Source organism: Pigmentiphaga sp. CHJ604 (assembly GCF_036972535.1).
Classification (GTDB): Bacteria; Pseudomonadota; Gammaproteobacteria; order Burkholderiales; family Burkholderiaceae_B; genus Pigmentiphaga; species Pigmentiphaga daeguensis.
The window spans coordinates 4101280-4125623 of sequence record NZ_CP136998.1 but is presented as its reverse complement, the minus strand read 5'-3'; the positions used below and the strand labels follow the sequence as shown (position 1 = coordinate 4125623).

At 67.2% G+C, this 24344-nt stretch carries 20 protein-coding genes; 8 read left to right on the top strand and 12 right to left on the bottom strand.

Annotated features, from left to right (window positions below):
* The first annotated feature begins 84 nt into the window (after positions 1 to 84).
* Positions 85 to 549, top strand: a complete 465-nt coding sequence (locus R4823_RS19855; RefSeq protein WP_165963088.1) for a MarR family transcriptional regulator — start codon at positions 85 to 87, stop codon at positions 547 to 549.
* 4 nt (positions 550 to 553) lie between these two features.
* Here the strand turns inward: R4823_RS19855 and R4823_RS19850 are convergent, their stop codons facing one another.
* Positions 554 to 1468: a LysR family transcriptional regulator gene (locus R4823_RS19850; RefSeq protein WP_165963087.1), complete on the bottom strand. Its 915-nt coding sequence runs from the start codon at positions 1466 to 1468 to the stop codon at positions 554 to 556.
* 84 nt (positions 1469 to 1552) lie between these two features.
* Between R4823_RS19850 and R4823_RS19845 the strand changes: the two genes are divergently transcribed.
* The 6 genes from R4823_RS19845 (at position 1553) to R4823_RS19820 (ending at position 9471) form a co-directional block, all read left to right on the top strand.
* The gene (locus R4823_RS19845) at positions 1553 to 1879 is read left to right on the top strand and encodes a hypothetical protein (RefSeq protein ID WP_132979372.1); all 327 of its coding nucleotides are present in this window, start codon (positions 1553 to 1555) and stop codon (positions 1877 to 1879) included.
* A complete protein-coding gene (locus tag R4823_RS19840) occupies positions 1866 to 2846 on the top strand; it encodes an alpha/beta fold hydrolase (RefSeq protein WP_132979371.1) in 981 nt (326 codons plus the stop codon). Before R4823_RS19845 ends, R4823_RS19840 begins: the two co-directional genes overlap by 14 nt.
* Positions 2847 to 2865: 19 nt before the next feature.
* Positions 2866 to 3837: a tripartite tricarboxylate transporter substrate binding protein gene (locus R4823_RS19835; RefSeq protein ID WP_087840772.1), complete on the top strand. Its 972-nt coding sequence runs from the start codon at positions 2866 to 2868 to the stop codon at positions 3835 to 3837.
* Positions 3838 to 3906: 69 nt separating this feature from the next.
* Entirely contained in the window at positions 3907 to 7398 is a 3492-nt protein-coding gene (gene dnaE / locus R4823_RS19830; protein ID WP_132979370.1) for a DNA polymerase III subunit alpha, read from the top strand.
* Between the two features lie 4 nt (positions 7399 to 7402).
* A complete protein-coding gene (locus R4823_RS19825; protein ID WP_338615889.1) occupies positions 7403 to 8689 on the top strand; it encodes an O-antigen ligase family protein in 1287 nt (428 codons plus the stop codon).
* Positions 8686 to 9471 (top strand): glycosyltransferase family 25 protein, encoded by a 786-nt coding sequence (locus R4823_RS19820; RefSeq protein ID WP_132979368.1) that lies wholly within the window; start codon positions 8686 to 8688, stop codon positions 9469 to 9471. Before R4823_RS19825 ends, R4823_RS19820 begins: the two co-directional genes overlap by 4 nt.
* Here R4823_RS19820 and R4823_RS19815 read toward each other — a convergent pair.
* From R4823_RS19815 to R4823_RS19805, 3 genes are read right to left on the bottom strand one after another with little or no spacing between them, the layout of a single operon-like run.
* A complete protein-coding gene (locus R4823_RS19815) occupies positions 9456 to 10520 on the bottom strand; it encodes a glycosyltransferase family 4 protein (protein WP_132979367.1) in 1065 nt (354 codons plus the stop codon). The two genes, R4823_RS19820 and R4823_RS19815, sit on opposite strands and share 16 nt — an antisense overlap.
* Positions 10517 to 11695 (bottom strand): glycosyltransferase family 9 protein, encoded by a 1179-nt coding sequence (locus R4823_RS19810; protein ID WP_338615888.1) that lies wholly within the window; start codon positions 11693 to 11695, stop codon positions 10517 to 10519. Before R4823_RS19810 ends, R4823_RS19815 begins: the two co-directional genes overlap by 4 nt.
* A complete protein-coding gene (locus tag R4823_RS19805) occupies positions 11692 to 12657 on the bottom strand; it encodes a glycosyltransferase family 9 protein (RefSeq protein ID WP_338615887.1) in 966 nt (321 codons plus the stop codon). Before R4823_RS19805 ends, R4823_RS19810 begins: the two co-directional genes overlap by 4 nt.
* Before the next feature lie 129 nt (positions 12658 to 12786).
* On the opposite strand from R4823_RS19805, the gene msbA reads away from it, so the two are divergent.
* On the top strand, positions 12787 to 14538 hold the full coding sequence (gene msbA / locus R4823_RS19800; RefSeq protein WP_255407810.1) for a lipid A export permease/ATP-binding protein MsbA: 1752 nt from the start codon (positions 12787 to 12789) through the stop codon (positions 14536 to 14538).
* Between the two features lies 1 nt (position 14539).
* On the opposite strand, the gene R4823_RS19795 is transcribed toward msbA, so the two are convergent.
* The 8 genes from R4823_RS19795 to glcF all read right to left on the bottom strand — a co-directional run bounded on the left by R4823_RS19795 (position 14540) and on the right by glcF (position 24298).
* The gene (locus R4823_RS19795; protein WP_132979364.1) at positions 14540 to 15583 is read right to left on the bottom strand and encodes a glycosyltransferase family 9 protein; all 1044 of its coding nucleotides are present in this window, start codon (positions 15581 to 15583) and stop codon (positions 14540 to 14542) included.
* A gap of 78 nt (positions 15584 to 15661) precedes the next feature.
* Entirely contained in the window at positions 15662 to 16828 is a 1167-nt protein-coding gene (locus R4823_RS19790) for an ABC transporter substrate-binding protein (protein WP_087782233.1), read from the bottom strand.
* 91 nt (positions 16829 to 16919) lie between these two features.
* Positions 16920 to 18095, bottom strand: coding sequence for an ABC transporter substrate-binding protein (locus tag R4823_RS19785; protein ID WP_087782232.1), 1176 nt, complete (start codon positions 18093 to 18095; stop codon positions 16920 to 16922).
* 29 nt (positions 18096 to 18124) lie between these two features.
* The gene (locus tag R4823_RS19780; protein WP_087840765.1) at positions 18125 to 19021 is read right to left on the bottom strand and encodes an MBL fold metallo-hydrolase; all 897 of its coding nucleotides are present in this window, start codon (positions 19019 to 19021) and stop codon (positions 18125 to 18127) included.
* The gene (locus R4823_RS19775; protein WP_087840764.1) at positions 19018 to 19554 is read right to left on the bottom strand and encodes a 3-hydroxyanthranilate 3,4-dioxygenase; all 537 of its coding nucleotides are present in this window, start codon (positions 19552 to 19554) and stop codon (positions 19018 to 19020) included. The genes R4823_RS19780 and R4823_RS19775 overlap by 4 nt, the downstream gene beginning before the upstream one ends.
* A gap of 239 nt (positions 19555 to 19793) precedes the next feature.
* A complete protein-coding gene (locus tag R4823_RS19770) occupies positions 19794 to 21362 on the bottom strand; it encodes a sulfatase-like hydrolase/transferase (protein WP_087840763.1) in 1569 nt (522 codons plus the stop codon).
* 10 nt (positions 21363 to 21372) lie between these two features.
* The gene (locus R4823_RS19765; RefSeq protein WP_087840762.1) at positions 21373 to 22887 is read right to left on the bottom strand and encodes an FAD-binding oxidoreductase; all 1515 of its coding nucleotides are present in this window, start codon (positions 22885 to 22887) and stop codon (positions 21373 to 21375) included.
* A gap of 49 nt (positions 22888 to 22936) precedes the next feature.
* Positions 22937 to 24298 carry a glycolate oxidase subunit GlcF gene (glcF, locus tag R4823_RS19760; protein WP_087840861.1) on the bottom strand — a complete coding sequence of 454 codons (1362 nt, stop codon included), beginning with the start codon at positions 24296 to 24298 and terminating at the stop codon, positions 22937 to 22939.
* Positions 24299 to 24344 lie beyond the last annotated feature (46 nt).

Genomic DNA, 24344 nt, shown 5'->3' with positions numbered 1-24344 from the left:
ATTGAAAATTGCACTCAGTATTTACCCCGCTGGCGAGGCGCGGCATACAATGCCGCGATGCCCCGCCGCCCGCACGAGACCGCCGTGACCAAGAAACTCGAGACCTACTTCACCTACAAGCTCGATCTCATCAAGAGCGAGGCGGTGCGGCAGGTCAACGAGCTCTATCGGAAGGAACTCGGGCTGGTGGTGCGCGACCTGCGGGTGTTGCGCCAGATCGGCGATGCGCCCGGCATCAGCGTGTCGGCCCTGCAGGCCGCGACCTTCATAGAAAAGACCGTGTTGTCCAAGGTCGTGTCGCGGCTGATCGAACTCGGCCTGGCCGAGCGCAGCATCAGCGCGCGCGATGCGCGGGCGTTCGAGCTGACCCTGACCGCCCGTGGACGCCGCGTGCGCGAGCAGGCCGACCGCATCGGCGGCGGCCATGAGCGCGAGGTGATGTTCGGCGATTTCAGCGAACAGGAATTGCACCAGCTCGACGCGCTGCTGGACAAGCTCATGCGGTCGCTGCGGGCTGCGCGCGACGGCGGGACGGGAGAAGCGGCCTGACCGGTCAGGCGGGAGCAGGCGCGGACGGCGGGGCCGTGATGCTGCGCGCCAGTTCGTCCCACAGCGCACGCGCGGGCCGGCTCAGCGTCGTGTCGCGCCGCCGCACGAGGCAGATGCGGCGCGCGATGGTCGGGGCCGTCAAGGGGATGGTGGCGACCCGGGTCGTCGCCGCCAGCGCCAGGCGGGGCAGCACCGCCATCCACCCGCCGTGTTCCAGGAATCCGATCATGGACGACAGGTGCTCCACCTCGTCGAACCAGGGCGCGGGCACGCCCGCCACGGCCAGGGCGGCGTCGATCTGCTGGCGGTTGGCGCTGCTGCGGCGCAGGGCCAGCACCCGCTGCCCCGCCAGGTCGGCCCAGGCCGCCTGGGCGCGCGCGGCCATCGGGTGGCCGGGAGCGCATGCCAGCACGTAGGGGTCGTCGCGCAGCGACTGGCAGGCCAGCTCGGGTTCGTCTTCCCACAGAACCGTGATGCCGAACTCGGCTTCCCGCCGCAGCACGGCATCGCGCACGCGCGCCCCCGTGTCGTCGCGCAGATCCACGCGCACGTCGGGATGCCGCTGCCGCAGGCGCGACAGGGCTGCGGGGAACAAGGAATACGCCACGGTGGTGATGCAGGCCACGGTCATCTGGCCGCCTTCGCCGCGCGCCATGCGTGCGGTTCCGGCCAGGCAGTCGTCCAGGCTGTCCAGCAGCGGCGCCAGGCGCTCGTGCAGGGCCAGGCCCAGCGGCGTCAGCACCATGGTGCGCGTGGTGCGTTCGACCAGGCGTCCCCCCAGGGCTTCCTCCAGTTTGCTGATGCGCCGGCTCAACGCCGAGGGCGAGAGCGCCAGCAGATCGGCGGTCTTGTTGAAGCCGCCGCAGCGCACGAGGGCGCAGAAGGCCTGGAGGTCGGGAAGGTCGCAATTGGTGCGCATAACGCAATAATATCGCAATAATTTGCACTGGATTTCATTATTGGCCGTCGGCATCATGGTCGTCACCTTTCGTTCGTGATCGCCATGCCCGTCATCAAAGTTTTCGTTTCCAGTCCCTTGCTGGCCGGCGCGCCGCTCGATCCGCTGGGCAGCGCCACCGAGCGCGCCTGCGTGGACTTGTTGGGCGCGCAGGCCGCCCAGGTGCAACTGGTGGTGGTGGCGGCGCACGCCGTCCCGCGCGGCTGCCCCGTCTACCTGGAGGTCCAGTTCCGCCGCAACGAACGCCGCGACGCCCAGGTCGTCGCGCGTTTCATGGCGGCCATGGAGGACGCCCTGGGCGCCTGCTTCGGCGCCGTGCCCCGCATACGCTGCTTTTCCGAGGACCAGGATTTTCTCCATGCCCGCAACTGAACCGGCCCCGGACGAGATCTGCCTGCGCGCGATCGAAAGCTTCCACGTGGGGGGCGAGGTGCGCACGCTGCGCGGCCTGCCCACCGAGGCCAGGCGCCTGGCGCAGGGGGCCGAGCCCAGGCCGGTCGATCCCAACGGCGACCATGTCGTCGGCCAGATGTACGTGCAGGCCTACCGGCTGGCGCGGCCACGGCACGCGCTGCCCGTGCTGTTCTGGCACGGCGGTGGCATGACGGGCGTCAACTGGGAGACGACTCCCGACGGCCGTCCGGGCTGGCTGTGGCGCTTCCTGGGCGCGGGATACGACGTCTATGTGTCCGACGCCGTGGAGCGCGGCCGCGCTTCCTGGGCGCGCTTTCCCGAGTTGTATGCCGGTGCGCCGCTGTTCCGCACCATGGACGAGGCCTGGGACATGTTCCGGATGGGGCCGGCCCATGGCTACCGCACGGATCCGGCCGCCCGCCTGGCCCACGCCGCGCAGCAGTTCCCGGTCGGCGCCTTCGACCAGTTCGCGCGTCAATGGGTGCCGCGCTGGGCCGGCCACGAGGCCGTCACCAGCGCCGCCTACCGCGCGCTGCTGGATCGGGTGGGGCCTTGCATCGTCGTCGGGCACAGCCAGGGCGGCGGGTTTGCACTGCTGGCGGCCCAGGAGCGGCCCGAGTCCGTGCGCGCCGTGGTTGCGCTCGAACCTTCCGGTGCGCCTGCCGCCCCGCCGGCGGCGATCCCGCCGCACCTGATCGTGTGGGGCGACCATATCGGCGACCACCCTGTCTGGCGCCGATATCGCGCCACGGTGGACGCGTACGCCGCCGTGCTGGCGCGCAGTGGCGCGGCGGTCGAGTCCCTGGACCTGCCCGCAGAAGGCGTGCGCGGCAATTCCCATTTCCTGATGATGGACCGCAACAGCGGTCTCATCGCCGACCGGGTGCTGCGCTGGCTGGACGCGCTCGACCCGCGGCACCCTTGAACCATAAACCGGAGACAACATGACCAAGAGCATCCGCATGGGCGCGTACGCCCTGGCTTCCCTGGCCGCGCTCGGCGCGGCGGGCGCCATGGCGGCCGATTCCTATCCCCATCGTCCCGTGACCGTGCTGGTGCCGTTCGGACCCGGCAGCGGCGTGGACACGACCGCCCGCATCGTCGGCGAGGCGCTGTCGCGCGAACTGGGCCAGCCGCTGGTGATCGAGAACCGCGCCGGCGCGCAGGGCGCCATCGCGGCCCAGGCGGCGGCGCGGGCCGCTGCCGACGGGTACACCCTGTTCTTCACCACGCAGACCACCCAGGCGGCCAATCCCGCCCTGATGAAGACGCCGGGCTACGACCCCGTCAAGGACTTCGCGCCGGTGGGGCGCGTGGCCTACACGCCGGCCTTGCTGGTCGCCAATCCCGCGCTGCCGGTCAGGACCCTGGCCGATCTGGTCAAGCTGGCCAAGGCACAGCCCGGCAAGCTGTCCTATGCCTCGGGCAGTGCCGGCACCCTGGTGCCGGGCGCGATGCTCACGACCGCCGCTGGCATCCAGATGCTGCACGTGCCCTACAAGAGCATTCCGCTGGGTTTGAACGACGTCATGGCCGGCCACGTCTCGGTCATGTTCACCGACATCGTGACGGGCACCCAGCAGGTCAAGGCCGGCAAGGTCCGCGCGCTGGGCATCAGTTCCGCCAGGCCGTGGCCGCTGCTGCCCGAGGTGCCGCCCATCGCCGAGCAGTATCCCGGATTCGAGCTGCTGGCCTGGTATGCGCTGTATGCGCCGGCGGGTACCCCCGCGCCGGTGATCGAGCGGCTCAGCCGTGCGCTGGAGAAGACCACGCGCGATCCGGCCGTGCGCGAACGCCTGGTCGGCCTGGGGCTGGAGATGTCCTACAGCACGCCCGCGGAACTGGCGGCTTTCGGCCGCTCCGAACTGGACAAATGGAGCCGGGTCATCCAGGCCGCGGGCATCGAGAAGGAGTAGGGCCTGCCCGCGGGGAAAGGGGGCGCAGGGGGTGTCCCGGACCCTGCGCCGAGAGGCTAAAATGCCGGCATGTCCCAGTCGCCTACCCCCCCATTCGTCCACCTGCGCGTCCACTCCGAGTTCTCGGTGTCGGACGGCATCGTCCGCATCCCCGACCTGGTCAAGAAAGTCGCCGCGCTGGAACAGCCGGCCATCGCGCTGACCGATCTTTCCAACCTGTTCGGGTTGATCAAGTTCTACAAGGCGGCGCGGGGCAAGGGCATCAAGGCCATCGCCGGCTGCGACGTCTGGGTGTCCAACGACGCCGACCGCGACAAGCCCTACCGGATGCTGCTGCTGGTGCGCGATCGCGCCGGCTACCTGAACCTGTGCGAACTGCTGACGCAGGCCTTCCTGACCAACCAGCATCGCGGCCGCGGCGAGATCCGGCCCGAATGGCTCGAGACCTACGGCGCGGGGCTCATCGCCCTGTCCGGCGGACGCCAGGGCGACGTGGGCCAGGCGCTGGAGGCCGGCAACCACGACGCGGCGCTGGCGTTCGCGCGGCACTGGCTGAAGGTGTTTCCGGGCGGCTACTACATCGAGCTGCAGCGCGCCGGCCGCGAAGGCGACGAGACCTACGTGCAGGCCGCGATGCGGCTGGCGGCCGAATGCGGCGCGCCGGTGGTCGCCACGCACCCGGTACAGTTCCTCGAACGCGACGACTTCCGCGCCCACGAGGCCCGCGTCTGCATCGCCGAAGGCGAGATCCTGGCCAATCCGCGCCGCCAACGGCTCTACACGGAAGAGCAGTACCTGCTGTCCTCGCAGGAAATGGCCGAACGCTTCGCTGACGTGCCCTCGGCGCTGGCCAATACGGTGGCGATCGCCACGCGCTGCAACCTGACGCTGGAACTGGGCAATCCCAAGCTGCCCAATTTCCCCACGCCCGAGGGCGTGACGCTGGCCGAATACCTGGTGCAGCTGTCCAAGGAGGGCCTGGCGCGCCGCATGGCGCAGCTCTTCCCGGACGAGAAGGAACGCGCCGCGCACCAGGAGGAATACGACCAGCGGCTGGACAAGGAATGCCAGACCATCATCGACATGGGCTTTCCTGGCTACTTCCTGATCGTTCAGGACTTCATCAACTGGGGCAAGAACAATGGCGTGCCGGTGGGGCCGGGCCGGGGATCGGGCGCAGGCTCGCTGGTCGCGTTCAGCCTGGGCATCACCGATATCGATCCGATCCGCTACGACTTGCTGTTCGAGCGCTTCCTGAACCCGGAGCGGGTCTCCATGCCCGACTTCGATATCGATTTCTGCCAGGACAACCGCGACAAGGTCATCGAGTACGTCAAGCAGAAATACGGGCGCGACGCGGTCAGCCAGATCGCCACCTTCGGTACGCTGGGCGCCAAGGCGGTCATCCGCGACGCGGGGCGGGTGCTGGACCTGCCTTACCTGTTCTGCGACGGCCTGTCCAAGATCATCCCGCACTCGCCTGCCGACCCCTGGAGCCTGGAGCGGGCGCTGAACGAAGAGCCCGCCTTCAGGGAGCGCTACGACAACGACGAGGAAGCGCACGCGCTGATCGACCTGGCCCAGCCGCTCGAGGGACTGACGCGGAACATCGGCATGCACGCCGGCGGCGTGCTGATCGCCCCGGGCAAGCTGACCGATTTCTGCCCGCTGTACTGCCAGCCTGGCCAAAGCCACATCGCGGTGTCGCAGTTCGACAAGGACGACGTGGAAGCCGTGGGCCTGGTGAAGTTCGACTTCCTGGGCCTGCGCAACCTGACCATTCTCGACTGGGCCGTGCGCTACGTGCGCGAGTTCAACGAGGGCATGCGCGACTTCGACGTCATGGCGCTGCCGCTGGACGACCTCGATTCCTACAAGCTGCTGAGCGACGGCAACACCACCGCCGTGTTCCAGTTGGAATCGCGCGGCATGAAGGAACTGCTCAAGAAGCTGCGCCCCAGCAACTTCGAAGACATCATCGCCGTGCTGGCCCTGTACCGGCCGGGCCCGCTGGGCTCGGGCATGGTGGACGACTTCGTCAACCGCAAGCACGGCCGCGCCAAGGCCGAATACTTCCACCCGGACCTGGAACCGGTCCTCAAGAGCACGTACGGGGTCATCGTCTACCAGGAACAGGTGATGCTGATCTCGCAGATCATCGGCGGCTACACGCTGGGCGGCGCCGACATGCTGCGCCGGGCCATGGGCAAGAAGAAGCCCGAGGAAATGGCCAAGCACCGCGAGATCTTCCAGTCGGGCGCGGAAAAGAAGGGCTATGACCCCGAGATCGCGGTCACGCTGTTCAACCTGATGGAGAAGTTCGCGGAATACGGCTTCAACAAGTCGCATACCGCGGCCTACGCGCTGATCGCCTACCAGACGGCCTGGCTCAAGGCTCACCATCCGGCCGAGTTCATGGCCGCCACCATGTTGTCCGACATGGACGACACCGACAAGGTCCAGATATTCTGGGCCGACACGGTAGCCAACAAGGTCAAGGTGCTGCCCCCCGACATCAACCTGTCCAATTACCGCTTCGAGCCGGTGCTGGACGAATATTCGGCGCGCGGGCAGCCGCCGCGCACCATCCGCTACGGGCTGGGGGCGGTCAAGGGCACCGGGCAGAGCGCGGTCGAGGAAATCCTGCGCGCGCGGGCCGAGAAGGGGCCGTTCACCGACCTGTTCGATTTCTGCCGGCGCATCGATCGCCACGTGGTGAACCGCCGCGCCATCGAAGCCCTGATCAAGGCCGGCGCATTCGACACGCTGTCGCCCAACCGCGCCGCGGTCCTGGCGACCCTGGGCACGGCGATGGACGCCGCGGAACAGGCCGCCCGCGCGGCCAGCCAGGTGTCGCTGTTCGGCGGCGACGACCACGCCGACCTGGCGGGCGAGCTGGCCGATGTCGAGCCCTGGGACGAGCGCGAGCGCCTCGGCCAGGAAAAGACCGCGCTGGGTTTCTACTTCAGCGGCCACCTGTTCGACGCCTATCGCACCGAAGTCCGCCGGTTCGTGCGAACCCCCCTGTCCAACCTGCAGCCCAGCCGCGACCTGCAATGGATGGCGGGCATCCTGTCGGCCGTGCGCACGCAGATGACACGGCGCGGGAAGATGGTGTTCGCCGTGCTTGACGATGGCACGGCGCAGGTCGAGATCTCGGTGTTCAACGAGCTGTACGAGCGGCACCGCAGCCGGCTGCGCGAAGACCAGTTGCTGATCGTCTCCGGCAAGGTCAGCAACGACGAGTACTCCGGCGGCATGCGTATCGTGGCCGACGAACTGTTCGACCTGCAGATGGCGCGCGAGGCCAAGGCCCGCGCGCTGTCCATCCGCCTGAACGGCAACGCGCACGCGGACTCCCTGCGTGAAGTCCTCAACCCGCATCGCGCCGACCCCGAGAACGGCTTCCCGGGTACGCCGGTCGAGATCGTCTACAACCGCGGCGATGCCAAGTGCGTGGTGCGCCTGAGCGAGGACTGGCGGGTACGGGTGCCCGACGTGCTGATCCAGCAACTGGGCAAGCTGACGGGGCAGCCGGCCGACGTCGGGCTGGAGTACTAGCGGCGTGGTTGGTCTGTCGAGGGCTGTTCGTTCGGCGATGGGGTTCGCGGGTCTGCAGGGGCTGCTCGCGGTATTGCTGGCGCTGTTCCCGGTGTTCCTGCTGCCGAAGATGTCGGTTTCCAACGCGCTGTTCACCGTGCTGGCTTGTTGGGGGCTTGGATGCCTGCTCATGCCCGGACGCGACCGGGAGCGCTGGGGCACTTACTGGCGCAGCGCCGGTGGCCTGAGCCTGGCATTTCTGCTGTGGCCGCTGGCGGTGGCCATCCAGCAGGCAGTGGCCGGGCAGCCGATCAACATTCCTTACCTGTTCACACGCTTTGTCCTGCTGTTCGTGCTGGCCTGGGGCCTGACCAGGCTGGGGGCGAAACGACTGGAGTGGATGGCCTGGGGGTGTGCCGCGGCGGCTTGCTATGCCGCGGTGTGGATTCATTTCGCCACCCTCGAGATGCGACCGGACCACGTGGGAATCTACAACATCATCCCTTTTTCCAACCTGGCTTTGTTGATGGGGGCGCTGGCGGCCATCTCCATCGGATGGGACGAGCCTCGGCAGTATGCGATCCATGGGGTGAAGCTGCTGGCGATGTTGGCCGGCATGTATGTCGCGTATTCGGGGCAGACCCGCGGTAGCTGGCTGGCCGTCCCGGTGCTGGTCTGTGTCGTATGTGCCTCATATCGTCATGGTTCCCGCAAGCTGCGGGTAATGGCGCTGAGCGCGCTGGTGGTCGTCGGCGTATCGATTGCGGGTACCAGCGACATGGTGCGGGAGCGGGTGGCCGAAAGCGTGGCGGCACTGGCGGGCGGCAAGAACACGCTGGATAGTTCGAGCGGTGGTCGCATCCAGGTGTGGCACGCATCGCTGAGGCTTTTTGCAGAACATCCCTGGACCGGGGTGGGAAGGGAGCATTTCAGAGATGCGCTCAGGGAACAGGCCAAGGCGGGGCTGATCACACGAGAAGCCGCAGAACTTGCCCATTCCCATAACGATATTCTGTATGCGATGGCCGCCTACGGCGTTCCCGGTCTCATCGCGGTACTGACGCTTTATCTGGCTCCCGCGGTTTTCTTCGGCAGGAGGTTGCGCCGTGCGGACCCTCGTGTTGCGTGTGCGGCGGCAATGGGACTGACCACGGCTGTGAGTTTCTTCATTTTCGGGCTGACCGAGGCCATGTTCAGTATTTCGATCACCAATGCCTTCTACGTTCTGATCATGGCGTGGCTGGTGGCATTCATCGTTTGCCGGGAGCCGGCCCCGAGAGGCGCGATGAACCAGGAGGCCGTTCACTCATGATGCCGATATACGTCATCAATCTCGAGCGTGCCGCCGAGCGTCGACGGAAAATCGGGACGCAGTTGGATCGTTTGGGGCTGTCCTACGTGCTTTGCCAGGCCGTGGACGGAGCGCAACTTGACGCGCAGGCCGTCTCCGCCCTGTACGATGAGGCTACCGCTACACGCGATTACCGGCCGCTGTCGCGTGGCGAGCTCGGTTGCGCCCTGAGCCATCTGGCCGTCTATCGGCGGATGCTGGACGAAGGCGCCGACCGGGCTCTGGTGCTGGAGGACGATGCCGCGCCGGGCGTCGACGTGCCGCGAGTCCTGCGGGAGTTAGAGCGCGTACTGGACCCGGCGAGTCCGACGGTGGTGCTGTTGTCCCATGTCGACAAGTACACGCGCTGGGGCCGCCAGTCGCTGGACGGCCAGAGGCATCTGGTAAGGCGATACGGACATTGGTGGCTTGCCCATGGTTACATCGTGACGCGTGGAGCCGCCGAGCGCATGCTGGCGGCCTTGCAGCCGGTCTGGAGCGCAGCCGATTTCTGGGCGGGATTCGAGCGCCGGGGCATCGTTCGGGTCCGGGCCGTCGTGCCCAGCTGCATAGGGTTGACCGAACTCGCGCAGACCTCGTACCTGGAGGGCGGGCGGGTCGACCTGGACACTGCCGAGAAATCCCGGCGCAGCATCGGCTATTACCTCAAACGCTATTTGTATCAGCGTTTCCTGCATCAGATCCTGGTGCGGCCCTTCCTGCGGGTCGCACGGCAGCGTCCGCCATCTCAGCCGCCGGCCTGAGCGGTGGCCAGGTCGAGAACGATGCGCGCATGGGCCAGGACGTCAGTGGCATAGGACAGGTGGGCGGACGGCGACGATAGCCGTGCGCGACCCTCGTGGACCCGTGCCACGCAGCCGGCGATGGCGTCAGCCAGCGACGCCGGGCTATCCAGGTCGAACGTGACGCATGCTTCGCGCGACAGCACCTCGGCGCAGCCGGTGTCGCGCGGTAGCACGGCCGGAGTGCCGCATAGCACGGACTCCGGACCGACCAGGCCGAAGGGTTCGTAGCGCGAGGCCAGAATCGTAAAATCGGCGGCGCGATAGCAGTCCTCGATGTCCTGCCGGTAGCCGATGTAGCGGATCCGGGGCGACTGCGCGTCGACCGGCCGGCCGGCGACGAGCAGGCACACCGGCAGCGCCGTGTCCTGGAAGAACGAGGCGAGTTGCTCGTATCCCTTGCGGCCATGGCCGGTGGAGGGGAACAGGAACGCGACTTGCCCGTCGGAGATGCCCAGCGCCCGCCGCAATTCGAGGCGGCGCTCGGGTGTCACGGGTACGAATCGGGTAGCGTCGACCGGCGGATAGGCGACATGGAGTTTGCCGGCGGGGAGGTCGTAATACCGTTCCAACTCTTGCGCCATGAAGCCGGAGTGCGCGACCACCTTGCGGGCATGGGCATAGTGGCGCGTTTCGAGCCGGATCTGCCAGCGATCCGACCATTTGGGCGAGCGTTGGGCATGGGCGAGGAATCCCTGGTGCGTGCCGCCGCAAATGGCGATGTCGGACACGGCGGTGCGGCTGCATCCGATCAGGACGTCCACCCCGTGGCTGTCCTTGAGCGCGCGGACCCGCGCCGAAAAATAGTGATCGCGCAGTTTCGAGGGCAGGGCCCGGACGTTGATCCGTACCGGTTCCACGTAGGCATGTTCGGGAATGGCCGTGTCGAATTCGCGGGCGAAGACCAGGGGACGCACTCCCAGCCGATGCAGCCCACGCACCAGGTCCATGGTGTAGCGTTCCATGCCGCCGCCGTAGCCGAAACGGTGGCAGGCGATAGCGAGTTTCATGGCTGGGTTTCCGCTGGTGGGGCAGGGACAGCATCCCCGCCGCCGGGTTGCCGGCGCAGTATGGCGACCGCTTCCTGGCATACGCGTTCCGGAGCCATGCGGTCCAGGCATTCGGAGTGGCTTTCGCGGTGCCGCTCACAGCCTTCCTGCTGGCACGGCACGCATGCGCGGAAGGGTTCCTGCAGCAGGACGACGTTGCCGCGTACTTGGCTGGATGCGCGCTGGTCCCAGGGCGGCTCCAGCCCGTCGGGCGGGCTGGGGCCCCATTGGCGGGGCTCGGTTGGGCCGAACAGTGCCAGGGTAGGAGTGCCACAGGCGGCGGCCAGATGGGTCGTGGCGGTGTCCGGTCCCACGTACAGCCGGGCCAGATGCAGGAGATCGGCCAGTTCGCCCAGGCCCAGGCAGCCCTGGATGCGGATGACGGCCGCGCGGGTCGGGGCGTCCAGCGCGGCCAGGATCTCGTCCAGGTACCGGCTTTCCGCTTCGCCCGGACCGCCGCTCAACAGTAGGCGTAAGCCTTGCTGCCGCAGTTCGCCCATGAGGCTGGCCCAACCTGCCGTATGCCACCGCTTGTAGCGCCAGCGTGGCGAGGGATGGATCACCGCGAAGGGCTGGCGTGGATCGAAAGGAGCGGTGCCGTGCAGGTACGGCGAGAGTTTTCCCGCCCACGCCTCAGGAGCTATCTGGCCCGTCGGGGGGATGACGGTGCGGGCGGACGGCACGCCCAGCATCTGCACTACCTGTTCGTTTTCGCGAACGCGGTGGGTGATCCCGTCGACCGACAGAGCGTGTCGCAGCAACAGCCTTTTCCACCAGGAATGGCTGCGTTCGGTCGAGACCAGTCCAATCCGCCGAGGTGCCGCCACGAAACCGAACAGGTGGGGTTTGTCGCCGGGTTGCGGCACCACGGCGAGGTCGTAACGGCGCCAGAGCTGGCGGGCGAGTGCAAGGATTTCCTCGCGTGCCGGGCGTTCGGGGATGGTGTAGACCCGGCGGATGTCCGGGTTGTTCTGCAACATGCTTTCGGTGCCCTTGAACACCAGCATGTCGACCTCGCAGCCAGGATAGTGCTGGCGCAGCGCATGGGGCAGGGGGGTGGTCAGCAGCACGTCGCCCAGGTAGCGCAGGGCGACGACCAGGATCCGCGGTGTCTTCGCGGCAGTCCTGCGGCTCATGCGGTGTCCCCTTGGGCCAGCCGTTCGACGGCGGCGACGACTTCGGGCACGGCCGGCCATTGCCCCTCGGCGCCCAGGCAGACTGCATCGGGCGACCATGGGCCGGTGCGCTCCCGGCGAGTGACGCCGAATAGGGTGACTTGGCGGGCGCCCGCGGCGGCGGCAACATGCGACGTACCCGAGTCGTTGCATACCACCGCGGCAGCGTGCGTGGTCAGGGCGGCAAAGGCACCCAGGGACAGCGGCGGCAGTACCGTGGCGGACGGGACGGCCGCGCGCGAGACGGCCACCTCGTGCGGGGGCGGACAGATCGCGCAAGTCCATCCGCGTTGCCCGAGCGCCTCGGCCAGGGCGCCGAACCCCGGCCATGCCTTGGGCCGGCCGTGGTGCAGCCCGGCGGCGATGGGCGCCAGCAGGACGAAGGGGCCCGTGATGCCTGCCTGCGCCAATGTTTGCGTGGCGTGTTCGTGGTGGGCCGCCGTCAGGGGCAGCGCGAGGCGCTTGCCGGGCTCCGGAGGCCGGCTGGCCGGACCGGGGTGCCAGCGCCGTAGCGTCTCGTAGGCCAGCCGGTAAAACACCTCCACCTCGTGCAGGCCATGCGGCTTGGGCAATGCCCAGCTCAGCAGCAGCGACCGGCCATCGCCGCGATAGCCTGCGGATCGGATGCCGGCCAGGCGAAACAGTGCGGCGCTGGACAGTGAATTGGGGAATATCAGGCCACGCACCGAGCCGTGACCGGCCAGCGAGCGGCGCAGCGTCTGCCTGTTTTCGCCGAACGAGCGGCCCAGCGCGATGAATCCATCATGGCCCGTCAGGCCGGAGAACAGGTCCTGGGCCCAGGCGCGTCCGCAAAGCACCAGCGGGTGGCCTTCCCGCCGCAGCAACTCGAGGGCGGGCAGGCACATGCAGGCATCGCCAACCCAGTTAGGCAGGCGTACGTAGATGGAGTCGGCGCGTGGCATCAAGAGGCAGGGGCGGGCAGTCCGGCGGATGGCCGCCTGCGCGTACAATGTGAAGCTTCGTATTGTAAGCGGGCCTGCCGCCGCGGGAAGGTCGAAGCGGCATTCGGTCTGGCTCCGGAAAACTCCCTCGTGAACTCCCATCCCGTCAAAGCCGATTTGTGGCGCCGCGTCTATACGCGGGTCCTGAAGTATTGGAAAGCGCTCGCGCTCGGCATGTTGTTCCTGACAGGGGTGGCGGCATCGCAGCCTGTCCTGGCGATGCTGATGAAACCGCTGCTGGACGGCGGTTTCAATGGTCAGAATCCGGACTATGTCTGGAAGATCCCGCTGGCCATCGTCGGTATTTTCCTGGTCCGCGGTGTATTGAACTTCCTGAGTGACTATCTCCTGGCGTGGTCGGCCAACCATGTGCTGGCGGACCTGCGCGGGGAAATGTTCGATCGCCTGTTGCGCCTGCCCGATACCTATTTCAAGCGCATGGGGTCGTCGTTGTTGCTCAACCGCTTCGTGGTGGATGCAGCGGGCGTGATGCAGTTGGCCACCGAAGTCATCACCGTGCTGGTGCGCGAGACGCTGATCGTGGTGTCGCTGGTGTGCGTGCTGTTGTATCTGTCCTGGCAGCTCACGCTGATCGCGCTGGTGGCTTTTCCCTTGTCCACCTTCATCATGCGGGCCATCTCCCGCCGCATCCGCAGGATCAACCGCGAGACCATCGCCATGAATGGCGAGTTGACCCGCATTGTCAGCGAAGCCATTGACGGGCAGAGGGTGATCAAGTTGTTCAGCGGCTACGAGCACGAAGAGGCCCGGTTCCTCCAGGTCAATGGCCGGTTGCGCCGTTTTGCCATGCGCAATGCCGTGGCCACGGCGGCGTCGGCGCCCATCACTCAAGCCATTTCCGCGGTTGCCTTGGCCATCGTGGTAGCGACCGCGCTGGGGCAGTCGGGTGCCAACCAGATCACGGTAGGAGGTTTCGCCGCTTTCGTGACGGCCATGCTGCAGATACTGGATCCGCTCAAGCGGCTGGCCAATGTCGCCAGCCCCATGCAACGCATGCTGGTGGCGGCCGAGAGTGTATTCGCCCTGGTGGACGAGATGCCCGAGCCGGATGCCGGTACGCGCACCTTGGCCCAGCCGGTGCGCGGCCGCATTGAGTTCGAGAACGTGTCGCATAGGTTTCCCGAGGCTGCCCGGGATACCTTGGCCGATATTTCGTTCAAGGTGGAGCCGGGGCAGACAGTGGCATTCATCGGCCGGTCAGGGAGCGGCAAGACGACCTTGGTATCGATGCTGCCGCGCTTTGCGCTGCCATCTTCGGGCTTGATACGGGTGGACGGGGTGCCGATCGAGGAGCTGACATTGACCAGCTTGCGCGACGCGATTTCGCTGGTCAGCCAGGACGTGGTGCTGTTCGACGAGACCATCGCTGCGAATGTCAGCTACGGCGCCCGCAGCGAACCCTCCGAGCAGGTCATTCGGCAGGCCCTGGCCGATGCGAATCTGTTGGAGTTCGTCGATTCCCTGCCGCAAGGCATGCATAGCAGGGTAGGGGAGAACGCCGCCAGGCTATCGGGCGGACAGCGGCAGCGCCTGGCCATTGCCCGCGCGCTGATCAAGGATGCGCCCATCCTGATCCTGGACGAGGCCACCTCGGCCCTGGACAACGAATCCGAGCGGCAGGTGCAGGCTTCGCTGGAACGGCTCATGAAAGGCCGCACCACCCTGGTCATCGCCCACCGGTTGTCGACTGTGCAGAATGCCGATCGCATTGTCGTGCTGGACAAGGGCCGTATCGTGGAACAAGGCGGGCACTCGGATCTGCTGGCGGCCGGCGGGCTGTACGCCGCGCTCTACAAGATGCAGTTCAGTGAGACGGCCTGAATCAGGATTCCGTATCGTCGGCCGCAGCCGGCAGGAACCTGGCTGGGGGCATGATGGCGCGAGTCGCGTTTCCGCTGGGCCGGGCCGTGTTTTCTTGGGCCTTGTCCCAGGGGAGATCGGTCTGTTTCGCGGAAACCTGCGACTGCAACTGGTTGAAGGCACGCTCCACTCGTCCTGACGTCAGCGCGTATTTCCAGAGCTTTTCTTTGAGCTTGCCCATGGGAATGCCGTCGCTGCCGATCAGAATGCGACCGGGGCCCCAGTCGGGGCGCCATGTCCGGGCGCTTCCCCGGCGCATGAACAGCGACAAGGCAGGGACATGCAGATTCGAGGCCAGGTGGCCGATGCCGGAATCGTTGCCGATGAACCATCCCGACTCGAACAGCCAGGCGGTGACATTCTCCAGCGCGCCAAGCCGGGGCAGGCCTATACCCAGTTCCTGGACGTGCTCCCACTGCGGCCGCTCGGAGGGACCTACGATGAATTGCGGGTCCAGGCCCCGGCGCTTGAGCCGAACGGCCAGAGCGACGAAGCGGGACGCCAGCCAGCGCTTGTCGGGCGTGCTGGCCATGGGATGGATGGCGACACGGGAGGCATGCTTGCGGTAGACGAGTCCGGGAGGCGGGACAAGGCCGTTGTATTTGTCAGCCTGGGCCAGGCCCAACGAATCACGGCTGAAGTTGGCCAGCCTTTGGGCCAGCGAGGCCGGTACCTTCAGCCTGCGTAGATTTTCCAGCGCCACGATGCGCCGCTGCGGCGCATCCGTGCCCGGTTCGTGCAATTGGATGACGGTCCGGAATTCCGCCGGGCATTCCGCTGCATCACCAGGCAACTCTTCGCGAATATCGAAACCGGGAAACCAGGCGCGTAGCCGGTGGATATGTGGCCCGAAGACCGTGACCGCAATCCCGTGCCGTCTCAGGTTCTGGGCGACGATCATCAGCAGCAGCGAATCGCCGATGGCCAGAGATGTCAATAACGCGGTGTTTTCCCGAGGAATGGAGGAAGTCTGCACGGTGCCGGAAGTCGAAGCTTGCCCGCGCATGATAGCTCAATCGGCCATTCGCATTGCCGGCACGCGGACATGCTCATGAATGGGGCCCCTGAGGCCCCCATTCACACGTCACTTCATCTGGCATTCGCCCGCATACGAGTCCTTGCTGTGCTCGTAGATCACCCCCTTGGTCACGAACGCCGGCTTGCCGTTGGCGTCCTTGGCCACGTCGACCCGGTAGAACGGCGCGATCGGGAACTGGTTGGTGTTGAACGCGAAGGAGCCGCGCACGGAATCGAACTTGGCTTCCCGCAGCGCCGCGCGGAACGCGGCCTTGTCGGACACGTTGCCCTTGGTCTTGGCCAGGGCCGAGGCGATCAGGCTGGCGGCGTCGTAGGATTGCGCCGCATACATCGAGGGTTCGCGGTTGTACTTCTTGCGGAAGGCCTCGGCGAATTTCTTGTTGGCCGGATTGTCGAGGTCGGGCGAATACGGAGCGGCCGTGACCGCGCCCAGCGCGGCGTCCTGCAGGGCGGGCAGGGTGGAGCCGTCGATGGTCGAGGTCGACAGCATGCGGACCTTGTCGAACATGCCGGCCTGCCGGTACTGCTTGACGAAGTTCACGCCCATGCTGCCCGGATAGAAGGTGTAGATGGCCTCGGGCTTGCTGGAGGCCAGGGCGGAGATCTCGACCGAGTAGTCGGGCTGGTTGACCTGGGTGAAGGTCTCGCCCACCACCTGGCCCTTGAAGGTTCGCTTGAACCCTTCCATGGCGTCCTTGCCGGCCTGGTAGTTGGCGGCCAGCAACTGGATCTTCTTGATGCCCATCTTGTTGGCGAGCTCGCCGCCGGCCTCGTGCAACTGGTCGTTGTTCCACGAGGTGGAGAAGAAGTAGGGCGAGCAGCCCTTGCCCGTGATCGGGGTGGGGCCGGCGTTCGAGCCGACCAGGAAGACCTCCGCGCTGGTGATGGGACGGTGGACCGCCATCATGACGTTCGAGTAGATCAGGCCGGTGATGAGGGGGACCTTCTCGCGCTCGAGCAACTGGCGCACGACCTGCAGGCCGACCTCGGGCTTCATCTGGTCGTCTTCCTTCAGGACCTGGACGTCGACCCCGCCCAGCTTGCCCTGGCCCTGTTCCACGGCCAGCATGAAGCCGTCGTACTGGTCCTGCCCCAGCACCGAACCCGGACCGGACAGCGTGGAGACGAAGCCGATCTTGACGGCGGCGAAGGAGGGGGCGGCGAAGGCCGCTTGCAGTATCGATGCGATGGCTATCAGTTTGGCGGTTTTCATGCGGACTCCTGGCTTGCCTGCGGGGTGGATGAGGCCGGATGCCCGGCCCCCGGGATACTGCGGTCGGCGGCGCGACGCCGGTGCCGGACGGTTATTTCAGCTTGCATTCCCCATGGTAGGGGTCCTGGTGGTCCGGGAACACGGTTTCCCGCGTGGCCAGCGTCACGCCGCCCGCGGGGTCGCGCACCACTTCGAATGCGTAGTAGTTCGATACGGGGAAGTGATTATTGTTAAATTTGAAGTTGCCCCGCACTGAGGGGAAATTCGCCTTGACCATTGCCTGTTCGAAGGCTTTCTTGTCGTCCAGGCGGCCGCCGGTGGCCTTGAGCGCGGCATTCAGGGCCTGCGCGGAGTCGTAGCCATAGGCCGCGTAGTGCGAGGGGATGCGCCCGTATTTCTTGCGGAACTGCTCGACGAAGCTGCGGTTGGCCGCATTGGGCAGGTCGGGTGACCATGGCCCGCCCGACATCACGCCCAGCGCCAGGTCCTGCAGCGCCGGCAAGGTCGTGCCGTCCACCGTGGAACCCGACAGCAGCGGGACCTTGCCCAGCAGGCCGGCCTGGTGGTATTGCTTGACGAAATTTACGCCCATGCCGCCGGGATAGAAGATGAACACGGCGTCGGGGCTGGCGGTGCGCAGCTGGGTGATTTCCACCGAGTAGTCGGGCTGGTTGACCTGGGTGTAGGTCTCGCTCAGGACTTCGCCCTTGAAGTAGCGCTTGAAGCCCGTCAGCGCCTCGCGGCCGGCCTGGTAGTTCGGCGCCATCAGGGCGACGCGCTTGTAGCCTTTCTGCTGGGCGTACTTGCCCATGGCCTCGTGCTGCTGGTCGTTCTGCCAGGACGTGGAGAAATACAGCGGCGAGCACATCGAACCGGCGATCTGGCTGGGGCCGGCGTTGTTCACCAGCAGGAAGGTGCCGCTGTTGATGACGTCGCGATAGACCGCCATCAGCACGTTCGAGAAGCTCAGGCCGGTGATGAGCTGCACGCGGTCGCGCTCGATCAGCTTCTTGGCGGCCTGGCGGCCCACCTCGGGCTTGAGCTGGTCGTCTTCCTGGATGATCTTGACTGCCTGCCCGCCCAGTTTGCCGCCGGCGGCTTCCACGCCCAGCATGAAACCGTCGTACTGGTCTTGGCCCAGCGTGCCGCCGGGTCCGGACATCGTGGCCAGGAAGCCGATCTTGATGTCGGCGTGCGCGGCGGCGGTGACGCCGAACGCGAGGCAAAGGCTGGCCACCAGGGCCGGGACCGGGCGCTGCAAAGTCATGGGCGGTTCCTTGGACTTACGTTTTAAGTTTAAAGTAATTTTTGGAATTCGAAACGAAATTCGTGTTCGTCTTCCGGTGCCGCGCGGCGGATGTGGCCGGCGGTGGGGGCGGGGAAGTGGGCTGGCAGGACCAGCGTGCCGTCGCGGGCGCAGGCTTCCAGCAGCGATTGCCGGGTGCGGCGGGCGTGGTCGGGGTCGGCGCAGAAGCGCGTGCTCCACTGGGGGTAGCAGCACTGCAGCGGGTGGTGGAAGGCATCGCCGGTCAGCAGGACGCGCTGGTGCTCGCCCTGGATCTCGACGGCCACGTGGCCGGGCGTGTGCCCGGGCGCGGGAACGAGGCGGATGGCTTCGTCGATGCGGTGGTCCATGTCGACCAGGTCGGCCAGGCCGGCTTCGAACACGGGCAGGACCGAGTCGCCCACGTAGTCGCCGGTGCGCACGAGCCCCGAGTGGCCCTCGTGCTCCTTCCAATAGGCCCATTCCTCGTGGGTGAAGAGATAGCGCGCGTTGGGGAAGGTGGGCACCCATGCGCCGCCGACCAGCCGCGTGTGCCAGCCGACGTGGTCGACGTGCAGGTGGGTGGAGACGACGATGTCGATGTCCTCGGGGCGCACGCCGGTCGCTTGCAGGCGATCCAGCCAGCCCCAGTGCTGCCGGTCGAAGTCGGGGCGTACCCGCGCCTTGCAGTCGCCCACGCAGGTGTCCACCAGGATCAGGCGGCCGCGGCTTTTCAGCAGGAAGGACTGGATGGAGATGACCAGCCGGTCGGAGGCCGGGTCGTAGAACCGCGGGGCCAGCCAGTCCAGGTTGGCCTGGATGGCCTCGGGGGTCGAATCGGGGAAGATTTCCGCGGGGCGCAGCAGCGGGCCCTCGGCCTCGACGATGCGGGTGAGTTCGACCCCGCCGAAGTCGAACCGTGCCGTCATGCGGTGCCCGGAACGTGCTTGCCGGGATGCACCGTGCCGCACGAGGGGCAGCGGCGCTTGTCCTCGCTGGCGTAGAAGGCCTCGAACAGCGGCGGCAGGTCGGTCACGATGCTCTTGAGCTGGACTTCGACGCGGTGCACCAGGTGTCCGCAATGCAGGCAGTACCACTCGAAGCCGTCCACCAGGCCTTCGGGGCGCTGGCGTTCGATGACGAGACAGGCACTGCCGGTCTCGGGGCGCTGGGGAGAGTGGCGCAGGTGCGGAGGCAAGAGGAAGATGTCGCCTTCCTTCAGGTCCACGCGCTCTTCCTTGCCTTCCACCCAGAGTTTCAGGTAGGCATTGCCGCGGATCTGGTAGAAGAATTCTTCCAGCGGGTCGTCATGGTAGTCGGTGCGGTGGTTGGGGCCGCCGACCACGGTGACGATGAAATCGGAGTCCTGCCAGATCTGCTGGTTGCCGACCGGGGGCTTGAGCAGGTGGGCGTTGTCGTCTATCCATTTCTGGAAATTGAGCGGAAGACCGTATTTGTACATGGTGCTCTCGTCCTGTCTTCGGTGAGCGCGCCATGGCCGAGCCCGGCGACATCGGCCGGGGCCGTCGATGGCGGCTGGCTTGTGGGTGCTGCGCGGCTTGCGCGAGCCAGAGAATTCCGATCCTGACCGGCAGTCTATGTGAGATGCGAGGCGGGGCGAAATAGAAAGTACCGACGGGGGTATGCGGAATGGCTATGGCGAGCCGGCCCGCCATGGCGATGGACGAGGCGCCAGGCGGTTCAGGCCACGGCCGAGGGGTAAGGGCTGGTCTCCGAACACGCGATCATTTCCTGGGCGAGCCGGTGCAGCAATCCGGTCCGGATGTCGGCGTAGGCCGGGTCGTTCCAGCAATTGCGCATTTCGTGCGGGTCGCGGCCGCGGTCGTAGAGTTCGGCCCAGCCCACGCCTTCGTACACGCTCAGCCGGTAGGGCGGCGAGATCAGCGTGCGCATGCGTATCCGGTCGGGAAAGCCGCAATAGGTGCGCTGGCCTTCTTCCTCGATCAGCAGCGCGTCGCGCCAGTCCGGCCGCTCGCCTTGAAGCAGCGGCAGCAGGGACCGGCCCTGCATGCCGTGGTAGGCGGGGACGCCGGCGCGGGCGAGTATCGTCGGTGCCAGGTCCACGGTGCTGGCGAGTTCGGTCCGCGTGGCCGTGCCGGATCCGGCCGGGTCGCACCAGAGGAGCGGCACCCGGATCAGGCCTTCATAGTGCAGGGGGCCCTTGAGCAGGAGCTGGTGGTCGCCCATGTAGTCGCCATGGTCGGCGGTCAGGACGACCACGGTATCGCGCTCCAGCCCATGGGCCCGGAGCGCGCCGAGAATGCGGCCGATGGCGTCGTCGATGAAGGAGATCGAGCCGTAGTTGAGCGCGATCGCCTCTCGCGCCTCGCGCTCGGTGCAGCCGAACATCACCTGGGTGTGCTTGACCGCGGCGCCTTCGTCGCGCCGGGCGAGCAGCCAGGCCAGGTGGGGCGGAGGCGCGTCGTGCGGCGCGAAGGAGGCAGGCAGGGGCATGTCGTCCGGGTCGTACATGGACCAGTAGCGCCCCGGCGGCGTGAACGGGTGGTGCGGGTCGGGAAAGGAGCATTTCAGGAAGAACGGGCGGCCTGCGCGGGCGAACTCGCCCAGGCGCTCCTCGGCCCGCCGGGCGATATAGGCGGTCGAGTACAGGTCTTCCGGGACCCGTGTGCGCCAGGCCTGGCCGCAGTCCGCCAGGGCGTAGCCGGGCGCCGGCTCGGCATGTTCCGGGCCGATCAGCGCGTCGATGTCGGAGCGTTGTTCGCGGGCCCAGCGGCGATAGTGGCCCCATATGTCGTCGCCGTGCTCGATGGTCAGGTCGACGTGGTCGAAACCGTAGAAGGGCAGGGCCGTGTCCTGGGCCGGGTCGTCGCGCCAGGACGGCATCCATTCCTGGTCATAGCGTCCGTCGCCGGGCTCGAATGCCTCGCGTTCGAATCGCGCTTCGGGGGGCGGATAGAACGCCGGGCGGCCGGTCATGTTCTGCAGGTGCGACTTGCCTATCATCGCGGTGGCGTAGCCGGCGCGTCGCAGCGCGTCGACGAAGGTCGCGGCGCGCATGTCGAGCGGGATCCCGTTGTGGCGGACGCCATGGGTCAGGGGCATGCGCCCGGTCATCAGGCTGGCCCGGTTGGGCATGCAGATGGGAGAAGCGACGTAGCAGGCGTCCCACCGCGTTCCGCCGCGCGCCAGCGTGTCGATGTGCGGGGTGCGGACGACCGTGTTGCCGTAGGCGCCCAGGTGGTCGGCGCGCAACTGGTCGGCGATCAGGAAGACGAAATTGGGTTGCATGGATTTCCCTTCAGGACAGGCCGTAGCGGGCGGGGGAAAGGACGTGGCGCGGATCGAACAGATCCTTGATGCCGGCCTGGAGAGCGCGTACCTCGGGCGACAACTGGCCGAAATGCAGGGCCTGGTAGTCGATGGGCGAGCGTCCCACGGAGTAGCCGGCCTCGGCGAACGAGCGGGCCAGCTCCAGGTAGGCGTCGTCCGCTCGTTGACGTTCCTCGGGGTTCTCGCGGTTGAAGACGATCTGGTGCAGGCCGCGGGCGAAGCGCGCCGCGCATACCCACATCGAGATGTACTCCAGGCCGTGGCGGGCCAGGATGGCGCGGGCCAGGTCCTGCAGGCGCAGGGCTTGTTCGCCGACGAGCGGCGTGCCGGGCGTGAAGGTGGTCAGCCCGCCTCCCGGACGCCATTTGCACTGCCTGAGTTCCTGCGAAGACGGGATGCCGTAGAACACCGATTTCGCCGTCGACAGGCCGGGTAGCGCGTCCGCCTCCTCGTCGCTGATGTAGCGTGCCCGGCCGGATTTGCAGAAATGCCTGCGTATCCTGTCGACGACGGGGTCGAGCGCCTGGGCCGAGGCGCCGTAGACCGCGCCGGAGGCAACCCAGGCGCCCAGCCCGTGCCGTGCCTGGAGCTCGCGGCGCGCGCTGTCCGACAGCGCGGTCCTGCCCTGGGTCCGGGCATATTCCGGATGGGTTTCGTGTTCGGCGATCAGCCACAGGTCATTGGCGACCCGGAACAGGCTGGGGACGAGATTGGTCAGTTTCAGCGGCCGCACCAGGTCCAGGATGTCGCCCAGGTCGGCGTCGTCGGGAAAGCTGAAGTGGAAAGTCTTCATGGCGGGAGGGCGCATCTGCAGCCAGATGCCCGCCCGCGTCACGATGCCGAAGTTCGATTGCACGAACAGGCCGTCCAGCGCGGGGCCGAACGAATATTTGGAGACATGCCACATCCGGCTGCTGTCCATGCCGCCGTCGCCGGTGCGGATGACCTCGCCGTTGCCCAGCACGATCTCCATGCCGCAAATGGCGCCGAAATGATCGAAGGACGGGGTGTAGCCCGCGCCGCGGTCCATGGCGTTGCCGAGTACGGAGCCCTGGGGCGGGCCCGAGGTGCAATCGCTCATCAGGTGATTGCCCCGCCGCACGAGTTCGTCATGGAGCGCCTGGTAGGACACGCCCGGCTCGATCTCGGCATAGCAGAGCGTGTCGTTGACCTCCAGGATGCGATTCATGCGGCGTCCGAGATCGACGACGACCTGGCCCGCCTGCATGGCCGAGCGGGTACCCAGGCCGATGTTGTTGCCCGAGCTGATGGGGTGGAGGGCGACGCCGTGGCGGTTGGCGGCCTTGACGATGGCCTGGACCTCGGCCGTCGAGGAAGGATAGAGCACCGCGGCGGGCGGACGGTTGCCGCCGGGCAGGGTGTTCTCTCCGTAGCGATACAGCGTGTCGGGTGCCGTGTTCACCCAGTCGGGGCCCAGCAGGTCGTGCATCGCGGAAAGGAAATCGGTCAGGGAGTCGGTCATCGTCGGATTCCGTCTGGGTCGAAACGGGTAGGGGGCGTCGTGGCGACGGTCACCACAGCGTGTCTTCGTCGGCCGTCGCCATGTTGGCCTCGGTCGCCTCGGGGGCGGCCGCGGGCGGGATGGCACCAAGGGTTTCCAGGGAGGCTGGGACGGGACCCCCGGTGGCCCAGTCCAGCAGTTCCACGGTGTGGAGCAGCGGCAAAGAGGCATGCCGCTGCAACTGCTCGAGGCAGCCCAGGTTGCCGGCGCAGGCCACGTGCGCGCCCGTGCTGGCGATATGGCCGGCCTTGCGGCGGCCCAGTTCGGCGGCGGTGTCCGGTTGCAGCATGTTGTAGGTGCCGGCCGAGCCGCAGCAGAAATGGCGCTCCGGAATGTCGAGCACCTCGAATCCGGCCTGTCGGAGCAATTGGCGCGGCGGCTGGACCACCTTCTGCCCATGCTGCAGCGAGCATGCGTCGTGATAAGCGACCCGCAAGCCGGTGCGGCGCACCGGAGGATTCAGGCCCAGGTCCAGCAGGACCTCGGTGATGTCCCGGACTCGCCCTCCGATGGCGGCGGCCTCATCGGCCTGCGGCTCGCCGGCCATCAGGTGCGCGTAATCCTTCATGGTCGTGCCGCAGCCCGAGGCGTTGACGATGATTGCGTCCAGGTCGAATTCGCGCTGGAGGCGGCCCAGTGTGGACAGGGTCTGGGCGGCCGCGCGGCGGGCGGGCCCGGTCTTGCCCATGTGCAAGGTCAGGGCGCCGCAGCATGACATGGCGGGAACCACGACGTCGCAGCCATGCCGGCGCAGCAGGCGGATGCTCGCTTCGTTCAGGTGAGGCGCCAGGGCCTGTTGCGCGCAACCGGGAATGAGCGCCACCCGCCGCCGCGCCTGGCCTTCGGCGGGCAGCAACCGACCCGTGGGGATGGCTGGCGCCGCGGCGCGGCGGGCTGGGGCAAGCTCGACCATGCCCCGCAGCCGTCCGGGCAGCAGCGGTGCGATGGGTCCGGCAAGGCGGGCGGCCCGGAGCGCGAGCCGCATGAGGGCGGGGCGCGGAATGACCGCCGCCACCAGGCCGCGCATGAGCCGGTCGGCCAGGGGGCGGCGGTAGTGTTCCTCGATGTGGCTGCGCGCGGTGTCCACCAGGTGCGCGTAGTCCACGCTGGCTGCGCAGGTGGACATGCACGACAGGCAGGACAGGCATCCGTCGATGTGCCTGACGGTGGCGGGCCGGGGCGGCTGGTCCGATTCGAGCATCTCCTTGATCAGGTCGATGCGGCCTCGGGGGGATTCGTTCTCGTCCCGCGTCAGGACGTAAGTCGGACAGACGGAGACACAGAAACCGTAGTGCACGCAGTCCTGGAGGATGCGGTCCGCCTCGGCGATCCCGGGGTCTTCCAACTGGCGAATCGTGAACGCGGTTTTCATGGTGGCAACGCCGAGGGTATTGGTGAAAGCCATTGTTGCCCCGGTC